The following is a 17927-nucleotide window of genomic DNA, read 5'->3' on the forward strand; positions in this document are numbered from 1 at the left end:
AATAAACCCAATATAAAATGAAAAAGACAATTTATGCGTTATTCGCTTTTCTAATCGTAGGTATGAGTGTTTCACAAGCACAAATAGAAATTGGTTCAGCGACACTTCCTGAAACAGTAACCTTTGAAGGTCAAGAGCTCGTATACAATGGAGCAGGAGTAAGAAAGAAAGCTTGGTTTAAATTATATTCAGGCGGATTATACTTAGTGAAAAAGTCTAGTGATGCAAAAGATATCATGGAAGCTGATGAGTCTATGGCTATCAAATTGCACATTACATCACGCTTAATCTCAAGTAAAAAAATGATCAACGCTGTAAATGATGGTTTTGAGAATTCTACAAACGGAAACACAGCACCAATCGCAACAGAAATAGAAAAATTCAAAGGATTCTTTAGTGATGAAATCAATGACGGTGACATCTTTGATATTGTATATACAAAAGGAAATGGCGTAACTGTTTACAAAAACGGAACAAAAAAAGGAACAATCTCAGGATTGGAGTTTAAAAAAGCGCTGTTTGGAATTTGGTTATCTGATAAACCAGCAGATAAAAAGCTAAAAAAAGGAATGTTAGGTAAATAGTCTAAAAACATTCATAAAATGAAAAATACACTTTACATATTCATAAGTTTACTATTTCTTAGTTTTCAAGTTGTTATTGCGCAAAGCGTAGAAGGTAAATGGAAAACAATAGACGACGAAACAGGTGAAGCAAAATCCATTGTAGAAATCTATGAAAAAGATGGAAAAATCTATGGGAAAGTGATTGAAATTCTAAATCCTGCAAAACGTGATGGAATATGTGAAAAATGTAAAGATGATCGGAAAAATAAGCCAGTTATAGGAATGGTTATTATCAATGGGCTTACCAAAGATGACAATGAGTATTCAAGAGGAAAGATTTTAGATCCAGAAAAAGGAAAAGAATATAAATGTAAACTTTGGCTCGATTCCGACGATAAAAATAAATTATACGTGCGTGGTTATGTCGCGTTTTTATACCGAACTCAAAACTGGTATCGCGTAAATTAACAACATATACAAATCATAAAACCACTCTTCTCGGAGTGGTTTTTTTATGTAAAAAAAGTATTTTTGAAATATGATTCTGGAATTGTAAGTAAAATAGATCATCATACACTTATGAAAATGATCAAAGAATAGTGTTTCCTTTTATAGAAAGTATTTACCTTTGAACAATGTCTTACTTCATTGATGTCATATTGCCAATTCCGCTACAACGACTCTTTACGTATAGCGTAACTGAAGCTGAAGCACAATTTCTGCAACAAGGAATGCGTGTAGCTGTTCCGTTTGGAAAAAGCAAGGTATACACAGCATTAGTGTATAAAATTCATCAAACAGCGCCAGAAGTCTACGAGGCAAAAGAAATTCAGCAAATTCTTGATGAGCAACCAATCATTACGAAACAACAACTACAACATTGGGAATGGATTGCAGGCTATTATATGTCGAGCTTAGGAGAGGTGTTTCGTTCGGCAGTTCCAAGCGCTTTTCTGTTAGAAAGTGAAACAATTATTTCCAAACGAGTTGATGTTGAAATTGATGAAAGTAAATTAAAAGATGATGAGTTTTTAATCTTTGAAGCATTACAACATCAATCACTATTAAAAATTCAAGAAATCAGTAGTATCCTTGGAAAGAAAAAAGTAGTACCGGTCTTAACTCGATTGATTGAAAAAGAAGTCATTCAAGTATATGAAGAAATCTACGAACAATACAAGCCAAAATTAGTAAGGTATGTAAAGCTTCATGCAAAATATACAAGTGAAGAAAGTCTTCAAATCTTACTTGATTCATTAAATAGAGCTAAAAAACAGCGCGAAGTTATACTAACATTATTTTCGCTTACAGCAACTTCAAAACGACCAATTACTGTAAAAGAGTTGACGAAAGAAAGTAGAACGAGTTCTGCTGTCATAAAAGCGTTAATTGATAAAGAAATCCTAGAAGAATACTACATCCAAAGGGATAGAGTTGAATATGATGGAGAAGAAGTAGAAGCTTCGAAAAAACTCAATGAATATCAAGTAGAAGCCTATGAAACTATAAAAACAGCTTTTACAATGCAAGATGTGTGTTTGTTATACGGAATAACATCTTCAGGAAAGACGGAAGTCTATGTAAAACTCATTGAAGAAATCATTGCAATAGGAAAACAAGTTTTATATCTATTGCCAGAAATTGCATTAACAACACAGCTTATAGAAAGATTGCAAAACTATTTTGGTGAAAAAGTTGCAATTTACCATTCCAAGTACTCTATTCATGAACGTGTTGAGGTTTGGAATAATGTGTTGGAAAACAAGCCGAAAGCGCAAATTGTCTTAGGTGCGCGTTCATCGTTGTTTTTACCGTTTTCTAACTTAGGGCTAATCATAGTAGATGAAGAGCATGAAACGTCCTTTAAGCAATTTGATCCTGCACCACGTTATCATGCACGTGATGCAGCTATAGTATTAGCAAAGCTACACAAAGGAAAAATTGTATTGGGTTCGGCAACGCCAAGTGTAGAAAGTTATTATAATGCACAAACTAATAAATATGCAATCGCAACGATTAAAAGACGTTATGGGAATGTTTTGTTGCCAGATATGGAGTTAGTTGACATCAAGGAAAAGCATCGTAAAAAACGTATGAAAGGACACTTTTCAGATCGTTTACTAGAAGAAATAGAAGAGACAATCGGAAATGGAGAACAGGTTATTTTATTTCAAAATAGACGCGGTTATGCGCCAATTATAGAATGTAATACATGTGGACATTCGCCTCAATGTCCAAATTGCGATGTAAGCCTTACGTATCATCACTACAAAAATCAATTGCGATGTCATTATTGTAGTCATCACATTGCAATGCAACAACAATGTTTAGCTTGTGGAAGTCACGAGTTGGATTCCAAAGGTTTTGGAACGCAGCAAATAGAGGAGGAATTGAAAGAAATATTACCGAATGTGAAAGTTGGGCGAATGGATTTAGACACCACACGTGGAAAATATGGATATCAAAAAATCATTTCAGCATTTGAACAGCAAGAAATTCAAATTTTAGTAGGAACGCAAATGCTAACCAAAGGACTAGATTTTAGAAATGTAAATTTAGTAGGAATCATGAATGCGGATAGCATGCTAAACTTTCCAGATTTTAGAGCGCATGAACGTAGTTTTCAATTAATTCAGCAAGTTGCCGGTCGAGCCGGAAGAACCAAAAAACAAGGAAAGGTCATTGTGCAAACGTACAATCCGTATCATCAAATATTGCAACAAGTTTCAGTTGGTGATTACGAAGGAATGTTTAAAGATCAATTAAATGACAGGCGTCAATTTCATTATCCGCCTTTCTATAGATTGATTAAAATTACACTAAAACACAAGGAGTACAATCGTGTCAATGAAAGTGCGGCTTGGTTTGGTAAATCACTTCGTAACAGTTTTGGGGAAAACGTCTTAGGTCCAGAATTTCCGCCAGTAGCACGCATTCGAAACTTATACTTAAAACATATTTTGCTAAAAATACCAAAGCAACAATCATTAGCTAAAACAAAAGACGTTATAATGCGTGTGAAAAATAGCTTCTCTTCTATAGCAAATTACAGAAGTGTTCGCGTTATCATTGATGTGGATACAGTTTAATCAAAAACATGAAATGAAATCTAAGCGAATCCGAATATGGTTCAATTAAAGCCTAGAGGTAATCGAAATATGGTATCTGAATGAAATCGAAGATAAGGCTAAATATTAGAAAGAGCTTCAGAAAGTTCTACCTTCTTGTTTCTGCTCAATGGAATCAATTGACCAGAAATCTCAACATTTTTACTGTTAAAGCGATCAACTTTATCCAAATTCACGATGTAAGATTTGTGAATTCGTAAAAATTTATTCTCAGGTAATTGCTTTTCAAAAGCTTTCATGGTAGATAAAACCACAATATTACTATCATCAGTAACTAGCTTTACGTAATCTCCTAAAGCTTCAATCCATTTGATACTGTTTAAGATTACTTTACGTTTCTTCAAATTACTTTTTACAAAAATATGATCATCGTCTTCAGCACTTTTTGTTCCATAATTAGATTTATCCAATGCTCGAGCAATGGCTTTGTCAAAACGATCTTTTGTTAAAGGTTTGTGTAGGAAGTCAGTAACATCGTAGTTAAATGCTTTAAAAGCATATTCTGTTTTTCCGGTAACCATGATTACTTGTGGTGGATTTTTCAAAGACTCAAGCAAGTCAAATCCATTTAAAACAGGCATTTCTATATCCAAAAAGATTAAATCTACATTATTTGTCTTTAGTCCATTCTTAGCCTCTATAGCATTGCTATACTCAGCAATTAAGTTTAGAGAAGGATGGTTTAGCGTCAACTTCGCCACAGCCATTCGCTGTATGGAAGAATCATCTACTATAATACAGTTAAGCTTCATATGCAAAAGCGATTTTTTCAAATTTGGGTACATGCAATGTTATAAAAAATAAATCAAAGACACAACAAAAACGGGGATTTATTACGGATTTTATTACATATTTGCGAAAAAAAAAGATGGTTTTTTATTTGTATTCAAACAATAAAACAGTACTTTTGCGCTCAATTTTAATTAAAAAATAGTATTTATGAATCATTATGAAACTGTTTTCATTTTAAATCCCGTTTTATCTGAAACTCAGATAAAGGAAACAGTAAAGAAATTTGAAGATTTCGTTGTTTCTAGAGGTGGAAAAATGATTTCAAAAGAAGATTGGGGACTAAAAAAGTTAGCGTATCCAATTCAGCACAAAAAGAGTGGTTTCTATCACTTATTCGAATTCCAAGCACCAGGAGAAGTAATTACTCCTTATGAACTAGAATTTAGACGTGACGAGCGTATCATGCGTTATTTAACTGTGAGGTTAGACAAACATGCAATCGCTTGGGCAGAGAAAAGAAGAAATAGAAAAACCGCTAAATCTTAAGAAATATGTCTTCAATAGAACAACAAGCAAAAGGAAAAAAAGAAGGAGAAATTAGATATTTAACTCCTTTAAACATAGAAACTACGAAGGCAAAGAAATATTGCCGTTTTAAGAAATCTGGTATCAAGTATATCGATTATAAAGATCCTGACTTCTTATTAAAATTCGTAAACGAGCAAGGTAAATTATTACCACGTCGTTTAACAGGAACTTCATTAAAGTATCAACGAAAAGTGTCTGTAGCTGTAAAAAGAGCGCGTCACTTAGCATTAATGCCATATGTTGGCGATATGTTAAAATAAAATAGAGACAGATTATGGAACTTATTTTAAGACAAGACGTTGAAAATTTAGGATTTAAAGATGATATTGTAACAGTGAAAAACGGTTACGGAAGAAACTATTTAATTCCTCAAGGATTTGCAACATTAGCAACAAGTTCAGCTAAAAAAGTTTTAGCAGAGAACTTGAAACAAAAAGCATACAAAGAACAAAAATTAGTTGATGAGGCTAATGCAACTGCGAAAGCATTGTTAGACTTAGAGATTAAAATTACTGCAAAAACTGGTGCTGGAACTAAACTTTTTGGTTCTGTTAACAACATTGATTTAGTTGAAGCATTAGAAAAAGCTGGTCACGGAATCGAAAGAAAATTCATCAAAGTTATTGGTGGAAGCGTGAAAAGAACAGGTAAGTACGAAGCGAAAGTTAGATTACACAGAAGTGTAGTTGTAGACTTACCATTCGAAGTTATTGCAGAAGCATAATAATAAACGATAAACGTTTTTATATAGAAAGCCACTCAAAATTGAGTGGCTTTTTTTGTACGTATTTGTACCTCATTTTATAGGAGAATTATTGAATACATGTTACTTTTTCTATATTTAGATTAATAATTAATCAAAATAAACTATTTACTATGGAGAAATCAGAAATTACAGGATATGTCAATGATATCCATGGAGAAGGACTTCCGGGCGCTCTTGTAACTTTAGAAGGTCTTACAGAGTCAGTAACACTTACAACAATTACTAGTGCTAATGGACACTATGCTTTTAGAGAGCTAGGTCCTGGAAAATACAAAGTAACAGCTTCGATGTCAGGGTTTAAGACTAGTTATCAGAAGGTAGGGTTGCAAATGGGGGAAAATAAAGAGGTTGATTTAACATTAGATGATGATGGTGTAAGTGAAGTGGGATGATAAATTCTAGAATTTAGCAATACAATTACTTTTAAATCAAAATAGATCATCGTAAATTTGCGCTCTTTATTAAATCAAGAGCGCATTTTTAGTTACTGCAATGAAATACACAAGACTTACAAAGGAACAATTAGAAGAATTACACCAGGAATTTATCAACTTTTTGGCAACACAATCTATCACAGCTGATGAATGGAATACATTAAAAACTGAAAAACCAGCAGTTGCCGAACAAGAAATAGATGTATTTAGTGATTTAGTTTGGGAAGGTGTATTAAATCAGGCAAGCTATCTTGAAAATATCTCTCCAAGTCATATGTATTTATTTCACTTAGGTGAAGATCAAATGAAACTAATTGCTGTCAAAATCTTAAAAGAAGGTATTGATATTACTACGAAAGAAGGTTTTGCTTGGTTACGTGATAATTATTCCACGGAAGAAGTTGAAATCTTAACGGCTAACAAAGCGTATTCTGATGATCGTAATGGCGATAAATTTGCATTGTTACAGCAAGGTTCTAATATTACAAAAGGGCAATTGTTTCAGTGGTTTGACGCGATGATGTCGTAATACGAATGTAAGAATATTGATGTTTTTTATTGTCAATTCGAGCGCAGTCGAGAATACTAGAAAATCTAAACTATTCCAATGTTTTGGTAAAACTAAGTACGTTCCTTACCAAAACGATCCATTTTACAACCACAATTTTTACAGGTATTTCCACCCCATAAAATCTCGTACCAACCTTTTGGTTTGCGAATTTTTGGTTGCTCTTCTCTACATTTTGGGCAGTTTACTGTTTTTGTATTGATCAATGCCATAGATGTTTTTTGTTTAATCAACTAAAAATAAACGTTTTCTTAATACTATCCAAAACGTTTCAATTGATTGGGTAAAGTTGTTTTATAATAGAGAATATCAAATACACGAATTAACAAATCAACAATCAAACAATAATCTTTTCCATCCACAAAAAATTAAACTTATATTTGCGCCACAATACAGAATCATGGCACAAAAACCTAGCATACCAAAAGGAACACGAGATTTTTCTCCAATAGAAGTAACGAAACGTAACTATATTTTTAACATCATAAAAACAGCTTTTCAAAGCTTTGGATTTCAACCTATTGAAACACCATCTTTTGAAAAATCTGAAACGTTACTTGGGAAATATGGAGAAGAAGGTGATCGCTTGATTTTTAAAATCTTAAACTCTGGTGAAAAGGTAAAAAAGGCTGATTTACAAGCGTTGGAAGATGGAAATTTAGCTCGTTTTTCTAACTCTTTAGCTGAAAAAGCATTACGCTATGATTTAACGGTTCCATTTGCACGCTATGTAGTGCAGCACCAAAACGACATTACATTTCCTTTTAAAAGATATCAAATTCAACCAGTTTGGCGTGCTGATAGACCGCAACACGGAAGATTTCAAGAATTCTTTCAATGTGATGCAGATGTAGTAGGTTCAACTTCGCTTTGGCAAGAAGTAGAATTTGTGCAATTGTATGACAAAGTATTTTCAAACTTAGGTTTGGAAGGTGTTACGATCAAAATAAACAATCGTAAAATTCTTTCAGGAATTGCAGAAGTAATAGGTGCTAAGGACAAATTAATCGATTTTACAGTTGCTTTAGATAAATTGGATAAGATTGGCGAAGATGGTGTGAAAAACGAAATGTTGAACAAAGGTATTTCCGCGGAAGCAATAGAAAAAGTACAGCCATTATTCAGCTTTTCAGGAAACTTGGATGATAAATTAGATCAACTAAAACAATTACTTTCAAGTTCTGACGAAGGAATGGAAGGAATTGCTGATTTAGAATTTGTATTTGAAGCAATTGAAGTTTTGGGATTAGAAACGGCAAGGTTGGATTTAGATATTACGCTTGCTAGAGGCTTAAATTACTATACAGGAGCTATCTATGAAGTTGCTGCACCAAAAGGCGTAAAAATGGGCTCTATTGGTGGTGGTGGACGTTATGATGACTTAACAGGGATTTTTGGATTGAAAAATGTAAGTGGTGTCGGAATTTCGTTTGGTTTGGATAGAATCTACTTAGTATTAGAAGAACTTGGTTTGTTTCCAGAAACGGTTACGGACAAAGTTGATGTATTGTGTATCAATTTTGGAGAAAAAGAGGCGCTTGCTTCTATGAAATTGATTAAAGTGTTGCGTGAAGCTGGAAAAAGTGCAGAGTTGTATCCGGATAAAGCAAAGCCAAAGAAACAAATGAATTACGCGAATAAACGTAATATTCCATATGTAATTATAATTGGTGGAAACGAATTGGAAAATAATACTTGCACTGTTAAAAATATGAACGATGGAACGCAACTAGAAGTTCCTTTTGATGAAGTTTTGACAGCTTTTTAAATTATAGTATTGAGAATTGAGATGTTAGTATTTAGATAAAAACTTCTCGATACAAAATTCTATTGAATTTCACTCGAAATGACGTTTTAGAGTATAATCAAAGTTAAGTATTTAGATAAAAAAACTTCTCTATATTCAATGTCACATCGAGCGCAGTCGAGATGCCTTTATAAGTTCCAAAATACTAAAGCGAAGTGTTTCTAGCAATCTGAAAAAATCTAAAGACTTTTTTTATACGTTTTACGACGTTTATGAGTCACAGGTTCAAAATGTTTCCAAAGTTGATGAATTGCTGTGTTTTCAATCAATTCGGGAGTTCGGATACAAGTTTCAATATTTTTTTCAGTAAAGGTTAAATAGTATTCCATGAATAAAATTGCTGTTAATCCTTTGTTTTGATATTCCGGATGCACACCAATTAAGTAGAATGTAATATTTGTTGGCTTCTTTCTAGCTTTTAATAAATGAAAAATCCCAAACGGGAACAATTTTCCATTCATCTTTTGTAAAGCGCTGGCAAATGATGGCATTACAATAGCGAAGGCAACCAGTTCATCATCTTTATCTACGACAAATTTTATGAATTCTGGATTGATAAAATTTAAATAGCGATCTTTAAAATAAGCTTTTTGAATATCTGTAATTGGAACAAAAGAAGATAACGAAGCATACGAAGCGTTAAATAAATCAAACATTTGATCTACATACGGCATAATGTCTTTGGTCTTGGTAAAGTTGAGCTGACGCAGTTGATAACGCTTTTTTACTAAGTTTTGTACACGTTCAAAAAACTTTGGCTTTACATTCTCAAAAGGAAATTTATTCTCTAAATATTCTTTCTCTTTAACGAGTCCGTGATGAATAAAATGTTTTTCATAATACGGGTGATTGTACCAAGTAATCATAGTTCCAATATGATCAAAACCTTCTGTAAGAACACCTACTTTATCTAAATTAGAAAATCCAACAGGACCTTCCATGTATTCTAAATTATGCGATCTTCCAATTTCAGCTACTTTATCAAGTAAAGCACCAGAAACTTCAAAATCATCAATCATATCAAACCAACCAAAACGCATTTTGGAAAGTTTTTGTTTTTTAATTTCAATCCAATTGACAATTGCAGCAACACGTCCAACCAATTTTCCATTTTTATATGCTAAGAAAAAACGTGCATCAGCGTCTAAAAATGCAGGGTTTTTGTCTTTATCAAATGTTTCCAATTCATCTTTTATAATGGGTGGAACCCAATATTTGGAACCTTTATATATACTGAATGGGAATTTTACAAAAGTCTTTAATTCCTTTTTGGAAATAGCTTCACGAATATCAATCATGGGGTCAGTTAGGTTAGTTAGAAAAAAATACGTTAGATAGATCCGTCGTCTCCATCTCCATCATCTTCAAACTTTTTTAATTCGTCTTCATCTTTTTTCTTCTTCTTCTTTTCGTCACCTTTCGGATCTTGCTCATCAATTGGAATTAATTCATCAACATGCCAATCATCAATTCTGTACGAAATACCAATAGAGGCAAATAAACGTGTTGGCGTATTTTTTATACTCGTTCCAATAGCGCCATCTAACTGAAAATCGTCACCTAACAAATATGCACCACCAGCTCTGAACAAAGCATCAGCATACCGATCACTATCAATTCCTTGATGTTCTACAAAAGCAGACCATTTTGGATTGTCAAATGCGTGTGTTAAAGTTAAAATATAGCTTAATTCTTTAGTGTCAGAAGTAATACGATCATACGTAATGTTTGAAACAAACACCCAACGTCCAGCAAAGTGACTTTGCGTTGCTACCGTTACTTTTGGACTGATAGAAGGTTCATTTCTTGGAAAATATGGATTGTCTGAAAATATAAAATTAGCGCCAGCATATACTCCAATAGCAGGAATTAAATCTTTCCAACGGAAAGAATTGTTTGCTCTCCAACTTAATAAATTTGGTTTTTCTAATGATGATTTAATATATGGATCGTAAATCATATATTTTGCTCCAATTGTATGAGATAAAAACCCATTTCGGTTAAACTCAAATGCTGGAATCGTAGCATTCCTTGTAAATGTATCGAACTGATATGCACCTTCCCAACTAATTTCAAGCTGCTCTTTAAACACTCCATAACGCAAAGCGAAATCTAAACCAAATGCTTTAACTTCTGTATTTAATTTCTTGTGTTCTTGCTTTTCTACATACATTCCACCTTCAAACTGAATCACATTTTTTCCAACAGAAAAAGCGCTAATAGAAGCTCCTGGGCGATTCGAGTTAATCACTTCTGTATATTGAGCAAAAGCCGAAGTGGATAAAAATAAAAAACCAAGGACTACTAAGAAGGAATTTGTTTTCATCATTTTTTTATTGGGTTAAATTCAAAACTACATAAAATTATACTTTTTTATCTAGTAAAAACGATATTAAATCTTCATAAATTGTATTTTTGAAAAAATATAGGTTATTCTTAATTATGTTAATAAACTTACTACGAACCATAGCAATTATAATTCTTGTGATATACGGATTGCGTATATTAGGAAGATTATTTGGACCATTACTATTGCGATATGTAGCAAAAAAAGCCGAGAAGAAATTTTCAGAGCAATTTAAGCAACACGCAAAAAATCAGCAACAATCACCACGTGAAGGGGAAACCGTAATTGACAAAGGATCAAAAACAAAGCCTTCTAAAAAAGTTGGAGAGTATATAGATTTTGAAGAAGTAGATTAACACTACATAATAAACCTTTCAAAAAAAGGTTAGTATATTACTTTCATTCATTTACACAAAAAACAACATCAAGTGCATATAGATTTTAAAAAAATAATTCCTCACGCAGTTGCAATATTACTGTTCGTATTAATGGCGTTGGCCTATTTTTATCCAGTATTACAAGGAAAAAAAATGCAACAGTCAGATATTGTTCAGTATGTCGGAATGGCAAAAAAACAAAATGATTTTAGAGATACTACTGGAGAAGAATTGTATTGGACAGACAGCTCTTTTGGTGGAATGCCAACTTATTTATTAGGAGCACGTTATCCGCATGCATACATAAAAACACTTGATAGGACGTTGCGTTTTTTACCAAGACCTGCAGATTATCTATTTCTTTATTTTCTAGGGATTTACATCTTGCTGTTAGTAATGAGAGTCAATTATAAACTGGCATTTTTGGGAGCCGTCGCCTTTGGCTTTTCAACCTATTTTATAATTATTCTCGGTGTTGGACACAATGCCAAAGCACATGCAATAGCGTACTTTCCGTTAGTATTATCAGGAATACTACTAACATTTCAACGGAAATATATTTGGGGTTTTTTGTTAACCGCTGTCGCGATGTCGTTAGAAATAATGACAGGACATCCGCAAATGACATATTACTTAATGTTATTAGTCGTTATACTCGGGTTAGTATACTTCTGTCATTACCTATTCATTAAAGAAAAACCTTTTAAGTTCAATAAAAAATACTTTGGAAAAGCGTTTAAAAACAATGAATTACCCCACTTCTTTAAAACAGTAGGAATACTAGTTGTAGCCGTTATTTTGGCAGTTGGAGTTAATGGAGCTAGCTTGTTAACAACGAAACAATATGCAGATTGGAGTATTCGTGGAAAAAGTGAATTAAATATAAATCCTGATGGTAGTGAGAAGGTAGCAAAAGGACTTTCCAAAGAGTATATTACAGAGTATAGTTACGGAAAAATGGAAACTTTCGATTTGTTAATACCACGATTTATGGGAGGTGCAAATTCTGAAGATTTAGGAACTGATTCAAAATCGTACAAATTTTTATTACAACGTAATGTTCCTGCATCACAAGCGAGAGATATTGTTAGTAATATTCCAACGTATTGGGGAGAACAGCCAATTGTTGCTGCACCAGCATATGTAGGAGCAGTGATCATTTTCTTGGCATTACTTGGTTTATTTTTAGTGAGAAGTAAAGCAAAATGGTGGCTTGTTGGCGGAATTGTGATGTCTTTATTATTATCATGGGGAAAAAATTTAAATTGGTTGACAGATTTCATGATTGAAAAGTTTCCTTTATATAGTAAGTTTAGGGCAGTTTCATCTATACAAGTAATCTTAGAATTGTGTATTCCAATTTTAGGAGTGTTAGCTTTGGTAAGTTTGTTTAATAAGGATATAAAAACAGCAGAAAAAAAGAAAGCCATCATATATAGTACGGGAATTATTGGAGGGATTATTCTTTTCTTTATTTTGTTTAAATCGGCATTGTTTGATTTTACAGGTTTAAATGATGCATATTACGAACAAGCGGTTTTTGGTCCAGAATTTATGGAAATCATTCGTGAAGATCGTGTGGCAATATTTACACAGGATTCAATTCGTTCGTTACTATTGATTTTACTTTCTGCGGCAGTTTTATTTGCTTTTATCAAAGAGAAACTAAAAGAGAATATTGTTATTATAGCATTACTTGGGTTGTTATTGTTTGACTTAGTAGGTGTAGCTAGACGTTATGTTGCTACAGATGGATTTGTTTCCAGATCACAATTTGAACAGCCATACAGACAACTACAAGTTGATAAGCAAATTTTACAAGACGAAGGTCATTATCGTGTATTTGAACCAAGATTACGTTTGGCAGGTGCACGTACAGCATATTTTCATAATACATTAGGTGGATATCACGCAGCAAAACCAAGACAGTTTCAAGAATTATACGATTTCTATTTAGATCATGGAAATGGAAAATTTGAAGTTACTGAGCGTAATATCAATGTGATTAATATGTTGAATGTGAAGTATCTTATTAAAGATGCCGAAAGTGAGCAAAGTCAATCAAGAGATATAATTCTCAGAAACCCATATCCAAATGGAAATGGATGGTTTGTAAACAAATTGAACTTTGTAGAAACCGCAGACGAAGAAATACTAGGAATAGCTGGAATAAATACTAGGAGTGAAGCTGTCTTCCGAAAAGGTCAAAAAGCAGCCGAAAACTTAAAAGCAACGTATACAAAGGATTCATTGGCAACTATTGAATTGGTTGACTATAAGCCAGATGCTTTGTCATACAAGTCAGAAAGTAAAGAAGCTGGCTTTGCCGTATTCTCAGAAATTCATTATCCACATGGTTGGAACGCTTATGTTGATGGTAAATTAGTACCTCATTATCGTGTGAATTATGTATTGCGCGCATTGGAAGTTCCAGCTGGAACGCATGACATTGATTTTAAATTTGAGCCTAAAGTAGTAAGTACTGGAATTATGGTTTCACTAACAAGTACCATTATTTTAATTCTTCTAATCATTGCAGCTTTATTTTTTGAATTCAAGCGTAGGAAAGAAGTGAACGCATAATTAATTCTCAGTTATGCCAAAAAAAGTAGTTATTATTTCATACTATTGGCCGCCAGCAGGTGGACCAGGAGTACAACGTTGGTTAAAGTTCGTAAAATATTTACGTGATTTTGATATAGAGCCAATATTGTATATTCCTAAAAATCCAAACTATCCTATTATAGACGAATCGTTTTCAGATGAAATTCCAACAGATATAACCATACTGAGGAAATCAATTTTTGAACCGTATTCGTTAGCGACTGTTTTTTCCAAAAAGAAAACAAAAAAGATTAGTAAAGGAATTATAGATAAAGAAAAGCAAACATTTATAGAGAAGTTATTACTATACATTCGAGGAAACTTTTTTATTCCCGATGCTCGCAAATATTGGATAAAACCATCTGTAAAGTTTTTAAAAAAATATCTTCAAGAAGAAAGTATAGATACCATTATTACAACAGGCCCGCCACATAGTTTACATATGATTGGACTTTCGTTGCGAAAAGAGTTAGATATAAAATGGCTTGCAGATTTTAGAGATCCTTGGACAACTATTGGATATCATAGCGAATTGAAATTAACTCAGAAATCACAACAAAAACACAAACAGTTAGAAGCTGAAGTTTTACAAACTGCGGACACAATTATAACGACAAGTTTTACCACAAAAGATGAGTTTTCTACGATTACAACACAACCTATTGAAGTAATTACAAACGGTTTTGATGTTGAACAATATGAACACAAACCGCTTAGCGAAAAATTTACGATTTCACATATAGGTTCATTGTTATCAGAACGAAATCCTGAAATATTGTGGGGAGTGTTAGCAGAGTTGATCCAAGAAGATACAAACTTTGCAAATGATTTTCAATTACAATTTGCAGGTGTTGTAAGTGATCAGATAAAGCGTATGATTCGTAAAGTAGGATTAGACAATTATACAGAATACTTCGGATATGTTTCGCATCAAAAAGCATTAGAATTGCAAAGAACTTCACGCGTATTATTATTAATTGAAATTGATGCCGAAAAGACAAAAGGAATCATTGCTGGTAAAATATTTGAATACATGGTTGCTGAACGACCAATTATTGGCTTAGGGCCAGATGGTGCAGATATTTCAAAAATAATCAAAGAAACCAATACAGGAACGTATTTCTTGTATACTGAAAAAGAACAGCTGAAAACACAAATAATTGCATATTACAATTTATACAAAAAGCAAGAATTAAAAACAGCGCCAATTGGTCTTCAAAAATATTCACGAAAAGAATTAACTAAACGTTTGGCGAGTTTACTTCACAATTTGACATAAAAAAATCTTGCCTGATATTTTGGTAAGGAATATCAAACAAGATCATTTTTTATTAGAAAACACCTTAAGTATTAACTTCTAGTCCTTCTTTTGCGAGAAGTTGTAGCTTTTCTTTGTGAAGAACGACTAGATCGTTGTGAAACAGCTCTTCTTTGTGAATTTCTATTACTTTGTGTAGCTCTTGAAGAATTTCTGTTTGAACTTCTTGTTGCTCTTGTATTGTTATTTCGAGTAGATCGTGTTGAAGTAACATTTCTGTTTGTGCGCGTATTGTTACGTGTTACAGATCGTGTATTATTATTTCTCGTATTGTTTGATCGTACATTGTTGTTACGTGTGTTACGCGTTGTACCATTTTGAGTAACTCTTGTATTGCTAGAACGAACATTTCCTGTCGCAGATGTATTTCTGTCGTTTCGTGTACTTCTTACATTATTATTACGTGTTGTGCGTGTATTGTTACGAGTTGTAGCATTGTTACGAGTGTTATTTCTTGTAGATGCTACACGTGTGTTGTTTCGAGTTGCTCTTGTTGTACGTGTTACCGTGTTACGTCTTGTGTTGTTAATTGCACGATCATTTCTACGTGTAACTCTTCTGTCATTTCTATAAATTCCTCTTCTAGAGTTGTTTGCAGCATAACGATATGAACGCCCTACTGATACATATGAACGTCTGAAGTTGTTTCTATATGGAGAACAATATGTATAACGAATAGGAGTGTAATACCTTCTATATGGTCTGTAATTTACCAAACATAAATTTACAGCTGGACGAAAGAAACAGTTGTTATAAAAAATAGTTCTTCTGTTAATTCTGTTATATCTGTTTACATAACCGTTGGTATATGAGTAATTTCCAAAATCATCATAATAAACATACATGTTTCCAACTTGAAGTAAACTTCCAAAACTGTTGTAATTCATAGAAATATTTCCAATTCTAAAAACACGACCGTAATAGTCATAATAAATAGGAACATTTTCAATTTGAATTACAGCTCCATAATCGTCATACTGAATGTAAGGATTGTAATTGTAACCAGAATTAAAGCTAATATTTAAACCGCCTGTATTGATGTTGGCGCTAATTCCTGGGTGTAAACGATTAATATAAAAATCGAATTCTCCATCATTATATACTGAAAAAGTAATTCCTTGTTCTACAAACGAAAATGAATTGTTATAGACAAAAGTAGCTGTTGTTGCCCGTTTAGCTTCTACTGTTGTTGCAGCGAAGAGAAAGAGTCCTGTAAGTATGTATATTATTTTTCTCATAACACAAAGTTTTAATGTTACTTACTATAAACCAAACAACGTGCCAAAGTTTAATAATGAATAGAAACGAGTTGAAAATGAAGTTTGTAAAATTTGTAAATAACGGATAGGAAGTACGGTTTTGCCATACTAATATATAGTTTCAAATAATTATTTTAGTTGAAATTATAGTAGTGCTGTTTTAATCTTGGATACTATGAAGGAGGAAAATTATAATCGTCTGACACAATCTTAAATTTTGTAGTTTAGTTGGCTCTGTCATTGTAGAAAATATACGAAAACGGCGAAGAAATAGTTGGAGCGTTTTCTTTATACTATAAAAAATAAAAACCTCGTGAAGTCAGACACTTTTCACGAGGTTTTACATTACTATTGGTTACTACTATTTATTGTTTCTTTAATTTCTTTTGTCCTCCATTCTTTCTGTAATAATATAAATCATCATCATTTGCTGGAATATCATGGCCATTTTGAAAATCGTCGTCAAAACCAATATCTGTATGGTCAATTCCACTAATAATTGGTTTTACACTTCCGTATTGTCTAATGAGTCTTCCTCTACGGTTATATTTTAAATGTAATCCACCAATTTGTTTCACTTTTCCGTATCTGTGATGGTAACGCATATATATAGATCCAATTCTTTTTACTCTTCCGTAACGGTCGTAGTTAATGAATAGGTGTCCAATTTTTCTCACTCTTCCGTTTCTGTCATGTTCCACACGAACGCCAATATTTCTTGTGTTAAAACGAGTTCCTCTGGTACGAACTCTTGGAGCTCCAAATGTGGCATTTACAGAACTTCTTCGCGTTCTATTATATGCTACTGGATGTGTGTTAAAATCGAATTCTCCATTTTGGAAAATGAAAAATTCTACACCTCGCTCTACAAACTGAATTGGTTGTGCGTAACGATAGCGATTAGTTAACCCATTTTCGGTAGCTTCTAGTTGGTTACTAGTTTCATTTGCTTGTGTAGCTGTTACACTAAATAACAATCCTACAAATAAAAGATAAAAGTTTTTCATAATATATACTTTTAGGGTTATGCCTACTCTTTAGCTTTTCGGCGAGCGCTATATTTGTATAGTTAAAACCAATTTGCGTGCCAAAAATGCAATGTTTTGTTTATGAGTGTTTTATATGTGTTCTGAGAAGGTGTTTTTTTATGTAAAATCAAAAAAGTATCTTTAAAAATGTAACATTAAATTGTAAAATAGTACAGATCATACTAAGATTTATCAATATCAATCGACAATGAAAAAAGTGAAAAATTTGTCAAACATCATTTGGAATTCCTATGAATAAACAAATTACTTATCCATTACAGATTTTGATTGTTTAACTAATATTGAAGGTTTTTAATGTAATGAAGAATGAGGTGAATGTAGAAATTAGTGAATGGAAAGATACTTTTTTTCAAGGTGATTTTGTTGGAAAACCAGTTGCAGCAG

Annotated in this window: 18 protein-coding genes; 12 read left to right on the forward strand and 6 right to left on the reverse strand. The window is 32.8% G+C overall.

The features are described 5' to 3' along the window. Window positions 1-17: 17 nt before the first annotated feature. The 3 genes from Q0828_RS10325 (at window position 18) to priA (ending at window position 3655) form a co-directional block, all read left to right on the forward strand. On the forward strand, window positions 18-584 hold the full coding sequence (locus tag Q0828_RS10325) for a chalcone isomerase family protein (protein WP_298420277.1): 567 nt from the start codon (window positions 18-20) through the stop codon (window positions 582-584). Between the two features lie 18 nt (window positions 585-602). Continuing rightward, window positions 603-1034, forward strand: coding sequence for a DUF2147 domain-containing protein (locus Q0828_RS10330; RefSeq protein ID WP_298420279.1), 432 nt, complete (start codon window positions 603-605; stop codon window positions 1032-1034). A 167-nt stretch (window positions 1035-1201) separates the two neighbouring features. Further along, window positions 1202-3655, forward strand: a complete 2454-nt coding sequence (gene priA, locus Q0828_RS10335; RefSeq protein WP_298420281.1) for a primosomal protein N' — start codon at window positions 1202-1204, stop codon at window positions 3653-3655. 98 nt (window positions 3656-3753) lie between these two features. On the opposite strand, the gene Q0828_RS10340 is transcribed toward priA, so the two are convergent. Further along, entirely contained in the window at window positions 3754-4446 is a 693-nt protein-coding gene (locus Q0828_RS10340) for a LytTR family DNA-binding domain-containing protein (protein ID WP_298420283.1), read from the reverse strand. A gap of 187 nt (window positions 4447-4633) precedes the next feature. Here Q0828_RS10340 and rpsF point away from each other — a divergent pair, with 187 nt between their 5' ends. The 5 genes from rpsF (at window position 4634) to Q0828_RS10365 (ending at window position 6743) form a co-directional block, all read left to right on the forward strand. Continuing rightward, complete coding sequence (gene rpsF, locus Q0828_RS10345; RefSeq protein WP_298420285.1) at window positions 4634-4972, forward strand: 30S ribosomal protein S6; 339 nt, start codon at window positions 4634-4636, stop codon at window positions 4970-4972. 5 nt (window positions 4973-4977) lie between these two features. Continuing rightward, a complete protein-coding gene (rpsR, locus tag Q0828_RS10350) occupies window positions 4978-5274 on the forward strand; it encodes a 30S ribosomal protein S18 (RefSeq protein WP_007094157.1) in 297 nt (98 codons plus the stop codon). 14 nt (window positions 5275-5288) lie between these two features. Next, a complete protein-coding gene (rplI, locus tag Q0828_RS10355; protein WP_298420288.1) occupies window positions 5289-5738 on the forward strand; it encodes a 50S ribosomal protein L9 in 450 nt (149 codons plus the stop codon). Between the two features lie 152 nt (window positions 5739-5890). Continuing rightward, window positions 5891-6172 (forward strand): carboxypeptidase-like regulatory domain-containing protein, encoded by a 282-nt coding sequence (locus Q0828_RS10360; protein ID WP_298420290.1) that lies wholly within the window; start codon window positions 5891-5893, stop codon window positions 6170-6172. A gap of 100 nt (window positions 6173-6272) precedes the next feature. After that, the gene (locus Q0828_RS10365) at window positions 6273-6743 is read left to right on the forward strand and encodes a DUF6495 family protein (RefSeq protein WP_298420292.1); all 471 of its coding nucleotides are present in this window, start codon (window positions 6273-6275) and stop codon (window positions 6741-6743) included. 92 nt (window positions 6744-6835) lie between these two features. Here the strand turns inward: Q0828_RS10365 and Q0828_RS10370 are convergent, their stop codons facing one another. After that, window positions 6836-6994, reverse strand: coding sequence for a hypothetical protein (locus tag Q0828_RS10370; RefSeq protein WP_298420294.1), 159 nt, complete (start codon window positions 6992-6994; stop codon window positions 6836-6838). Between the two features lie 188 nt (window positions 6995-7182). Between Q0828_RS10370 and hisS the strand changes: the two genes are divergently transcribed. Beyond that, complete coding sequence (gene hisS / locus Q0828_RS10375; RefSeq protein WP_298420296.1) at window positions 7183-8550, forward strand: histidine--tRNA ligase; 1368 nt, start codon at window positions 7183-7185, stop codon at window positions 8548-8550. Window positions 8551-8768: 218 nt separating this feature from the next. Here hisS and Q0828_RS10380 read toward each other — a convergent pair whose 3' ends face one another. Continuing rightward, window positions 8769-9887 (reverse strand): GTP cyclohydrolase, encoded by a 1119-nt coding sequence (locus tag Q0828_RS10380; RefSeq protein WP_298420298.1) that lies wholly within the window; start codon window positions 9885-9887, stop codon window positions 8769-8771. A 32-nt stretch (window positions 9888-9919) separates the two neighbouring features. After that, window positions 9920-10918: a transporter gene (locus Q0828_RS10385; RefSeq protein ID WP_298420300.1), complete on the reverse strand. Its 999-nt coding sequence runs from the start codon at window positions 10916-10918 to the stop codon at window positions 9920-9922. Between the two features lie 86 nt (window positions 10919-11004). Between Q0828_RS10385 and Q0828_RS10390 the strand changes: the two genes are divergently transcribed. The 3 genes from Q0828_RS10390 to Q0828_RS10400 all read left to right on the forward strand — a co-directional run bounded on the left by Q0828_RS10390 (window position 11005) and on the right by Q0828_RS10400 (window position 15196). After that, window positions 11005-11292, forward strand: coding sequence for a DUF4834 family protein (locus Q0828_RS10390; RefSeq protein ID WP_366523580.1), 288 nt, complete (start codon window positions 11005-11007; stop codon window positions 11290-11292). A 72-nt stretch (window positions 11293-11364) separates the two neighbouring features. Next, window positions 11365-13896, forward strand: a complete 2532-nt coding sequence (locus Q0828_RS10395) for a YfhO family protein (protein WP_298420302.1) — start codon at window positions 11365-11367, stop codon at window positions 13894-13896. A 13-nt stretch (window positions 13897-13909) separates the two neighbouring features. Continuing rightward, window positions 13910-15196: a glycosyltransferase gene (locus Q0828_RS10400; protein ID WP_298420304.1), complete on the forward strand. Its 1287-nt coding sequence runs from the start codon at window positions 13910-13912 to the stop codon at window positions 15194-15196. Window positions 15197-15267: 71 nt separating this feature from the next. Here Q0828_RS10400 and Q0828_RS10405 read toward each other — a convergent pair whose 3' ends face one another. Together Q0828_RS10405 and Q0828_RS10410 are read right to left on the reverse strand one after the other, a co-directional pair. After that, window positions 15268-16473 (reverse strand): hypothetical protein, encoded by a 1206-nt coding sequence (locus Q0828_RS10405; protein WP_298420306.1) that lies wholly within the window; start codon window positions 16471-16473, stop codon window positions 15268-15270. A gap of 386 nt (window positions 16474-16859) precedes the next feature. Then, a complete protein-coding gene (locus Q0828_RS10410) occupies window positions 16860-17501 on the reverse strand; it encodes a hypothetical protein (RefSeq protein WP_298420308.1) in 642 nt (213 codons plus the stop codon). Window positions 17502-17927 lie beyond the last annotated feature (426 nt).

This window comes from uncultured Kordia sp. (assembly GCF_947496985.1).
Taxonomy (GTDB): domain Bacteria; phylum Bacteroidota; class Bacteroidia; order Flavobacteriales; family Flavobacteriaceae; genus Kordia.

Bases quoted from the DNA above. Each gene is read 5' to 3' on its own strand.
- Q0828_RS10325 (WP_298420277.1), top strand. From the start codon at position 18: ATGAAAAAGACAATTTATGCGTTATTCGCTTTTCTAATCGTAGGTATG.
- Q0828_RS10330 (WP_298420279.1), top strand. From the start codon at position 603: ATGAAAAATACACTTTACATATTCATAAGTTTACTATTTCTTAGTTTT.
- priA (WP_298420281.1), top strand. From the start codon at position 1,202: ATGTCTTACTTCATTGATGTCATATTGCCAATTCCGCTACAACGACTC.
- Q0828_RS10340 (WP_298420283.1), bottom strand. From the start codon at position 4,446: ATGAAGCTTAACTGTATTATAGTAGATGATTCTTCCATACAGCGAATG.
- rpsF (WP_298420285.1), top strand. From the start codon at position 4,634: ATGAATCATTATGAAACTGTTTTCATTTTAAATCCCGTTTTATCTGAA.
- rpsR (WP_007094157.1), top strand. From the start codon at position 4,978: ATGTCTTCAATAGAACAACAAGCAAAAGGAAAAAAAGAAGGAGAAATT.
- rplI (WP_298420288.1), top strand. From the start codon at position 5,289: ATGGAACTTATTTTAAGACAAGACGTTGAAAATTTAGGATTTAAAGAT.
- Q0828_RS10360 (WP_298420290.1), top strand. From the start codon at position 5,891: ATGGAGAAATCAGAAATTACAGGATATGTCAATGATATCCATGGAGAA.
- Q0828_RS10365 (WP_298420292.1), top strand. From the start codon at position 6,273: ATGAAATACACAAGACTTACAAAGGAACAATTAGAAGAATTACACCAG.
- Q0828_RS10370 (WP_298420294.1), bottom strand. From the start codon at position 6,994: ATGGCATTGATCAATACAAAAACAGTAAACTGCCCAAAATGTAGAGAA.
- hisS (WP_298420296.1), top strand. From the start codon at position 7,183: ATGGCACAAAAACCTAGCATACCAAAAGGAACACGAGATTTTTCTCCA.
- Q0828_RS10380 (WP_298420298.1), bottom strand. From the start codon at position 9,887: ATGATTGATATTCGTGAAGCTATTTCCAAAAAGGAATTAAAGACTTTT.
- Q0828_RS10385 (WP_298420300.1), bottom strand. From the start codon at position 10,918: ATGATGAAAACAAATTCCTTCTTAGTAGTCCTTGGTTTTTTATTTTTA.
- Q0828_RS10400 (WP_298420304.1), top strand. From the start codon at position 13,910: ATGCCAAAAAAAGTAGTTATTATTTCATACTATTGGCCGCCAGCAGGT.
- Q0828_RS10405 (WP_298420306.1), bottom strand. From the start codon at position 16,473: ATGAGAAAAATAATATACATACTTACAGGACTCTTTCTCTTCGCTGCA.
- Q0828_RS10410 (WP_298420308.1), bottom strand. From the start codon at position 17,501: ATGAAAAACTTTTATCTTTTATTTGTAGGATTGTTATTTAGTGTAACA.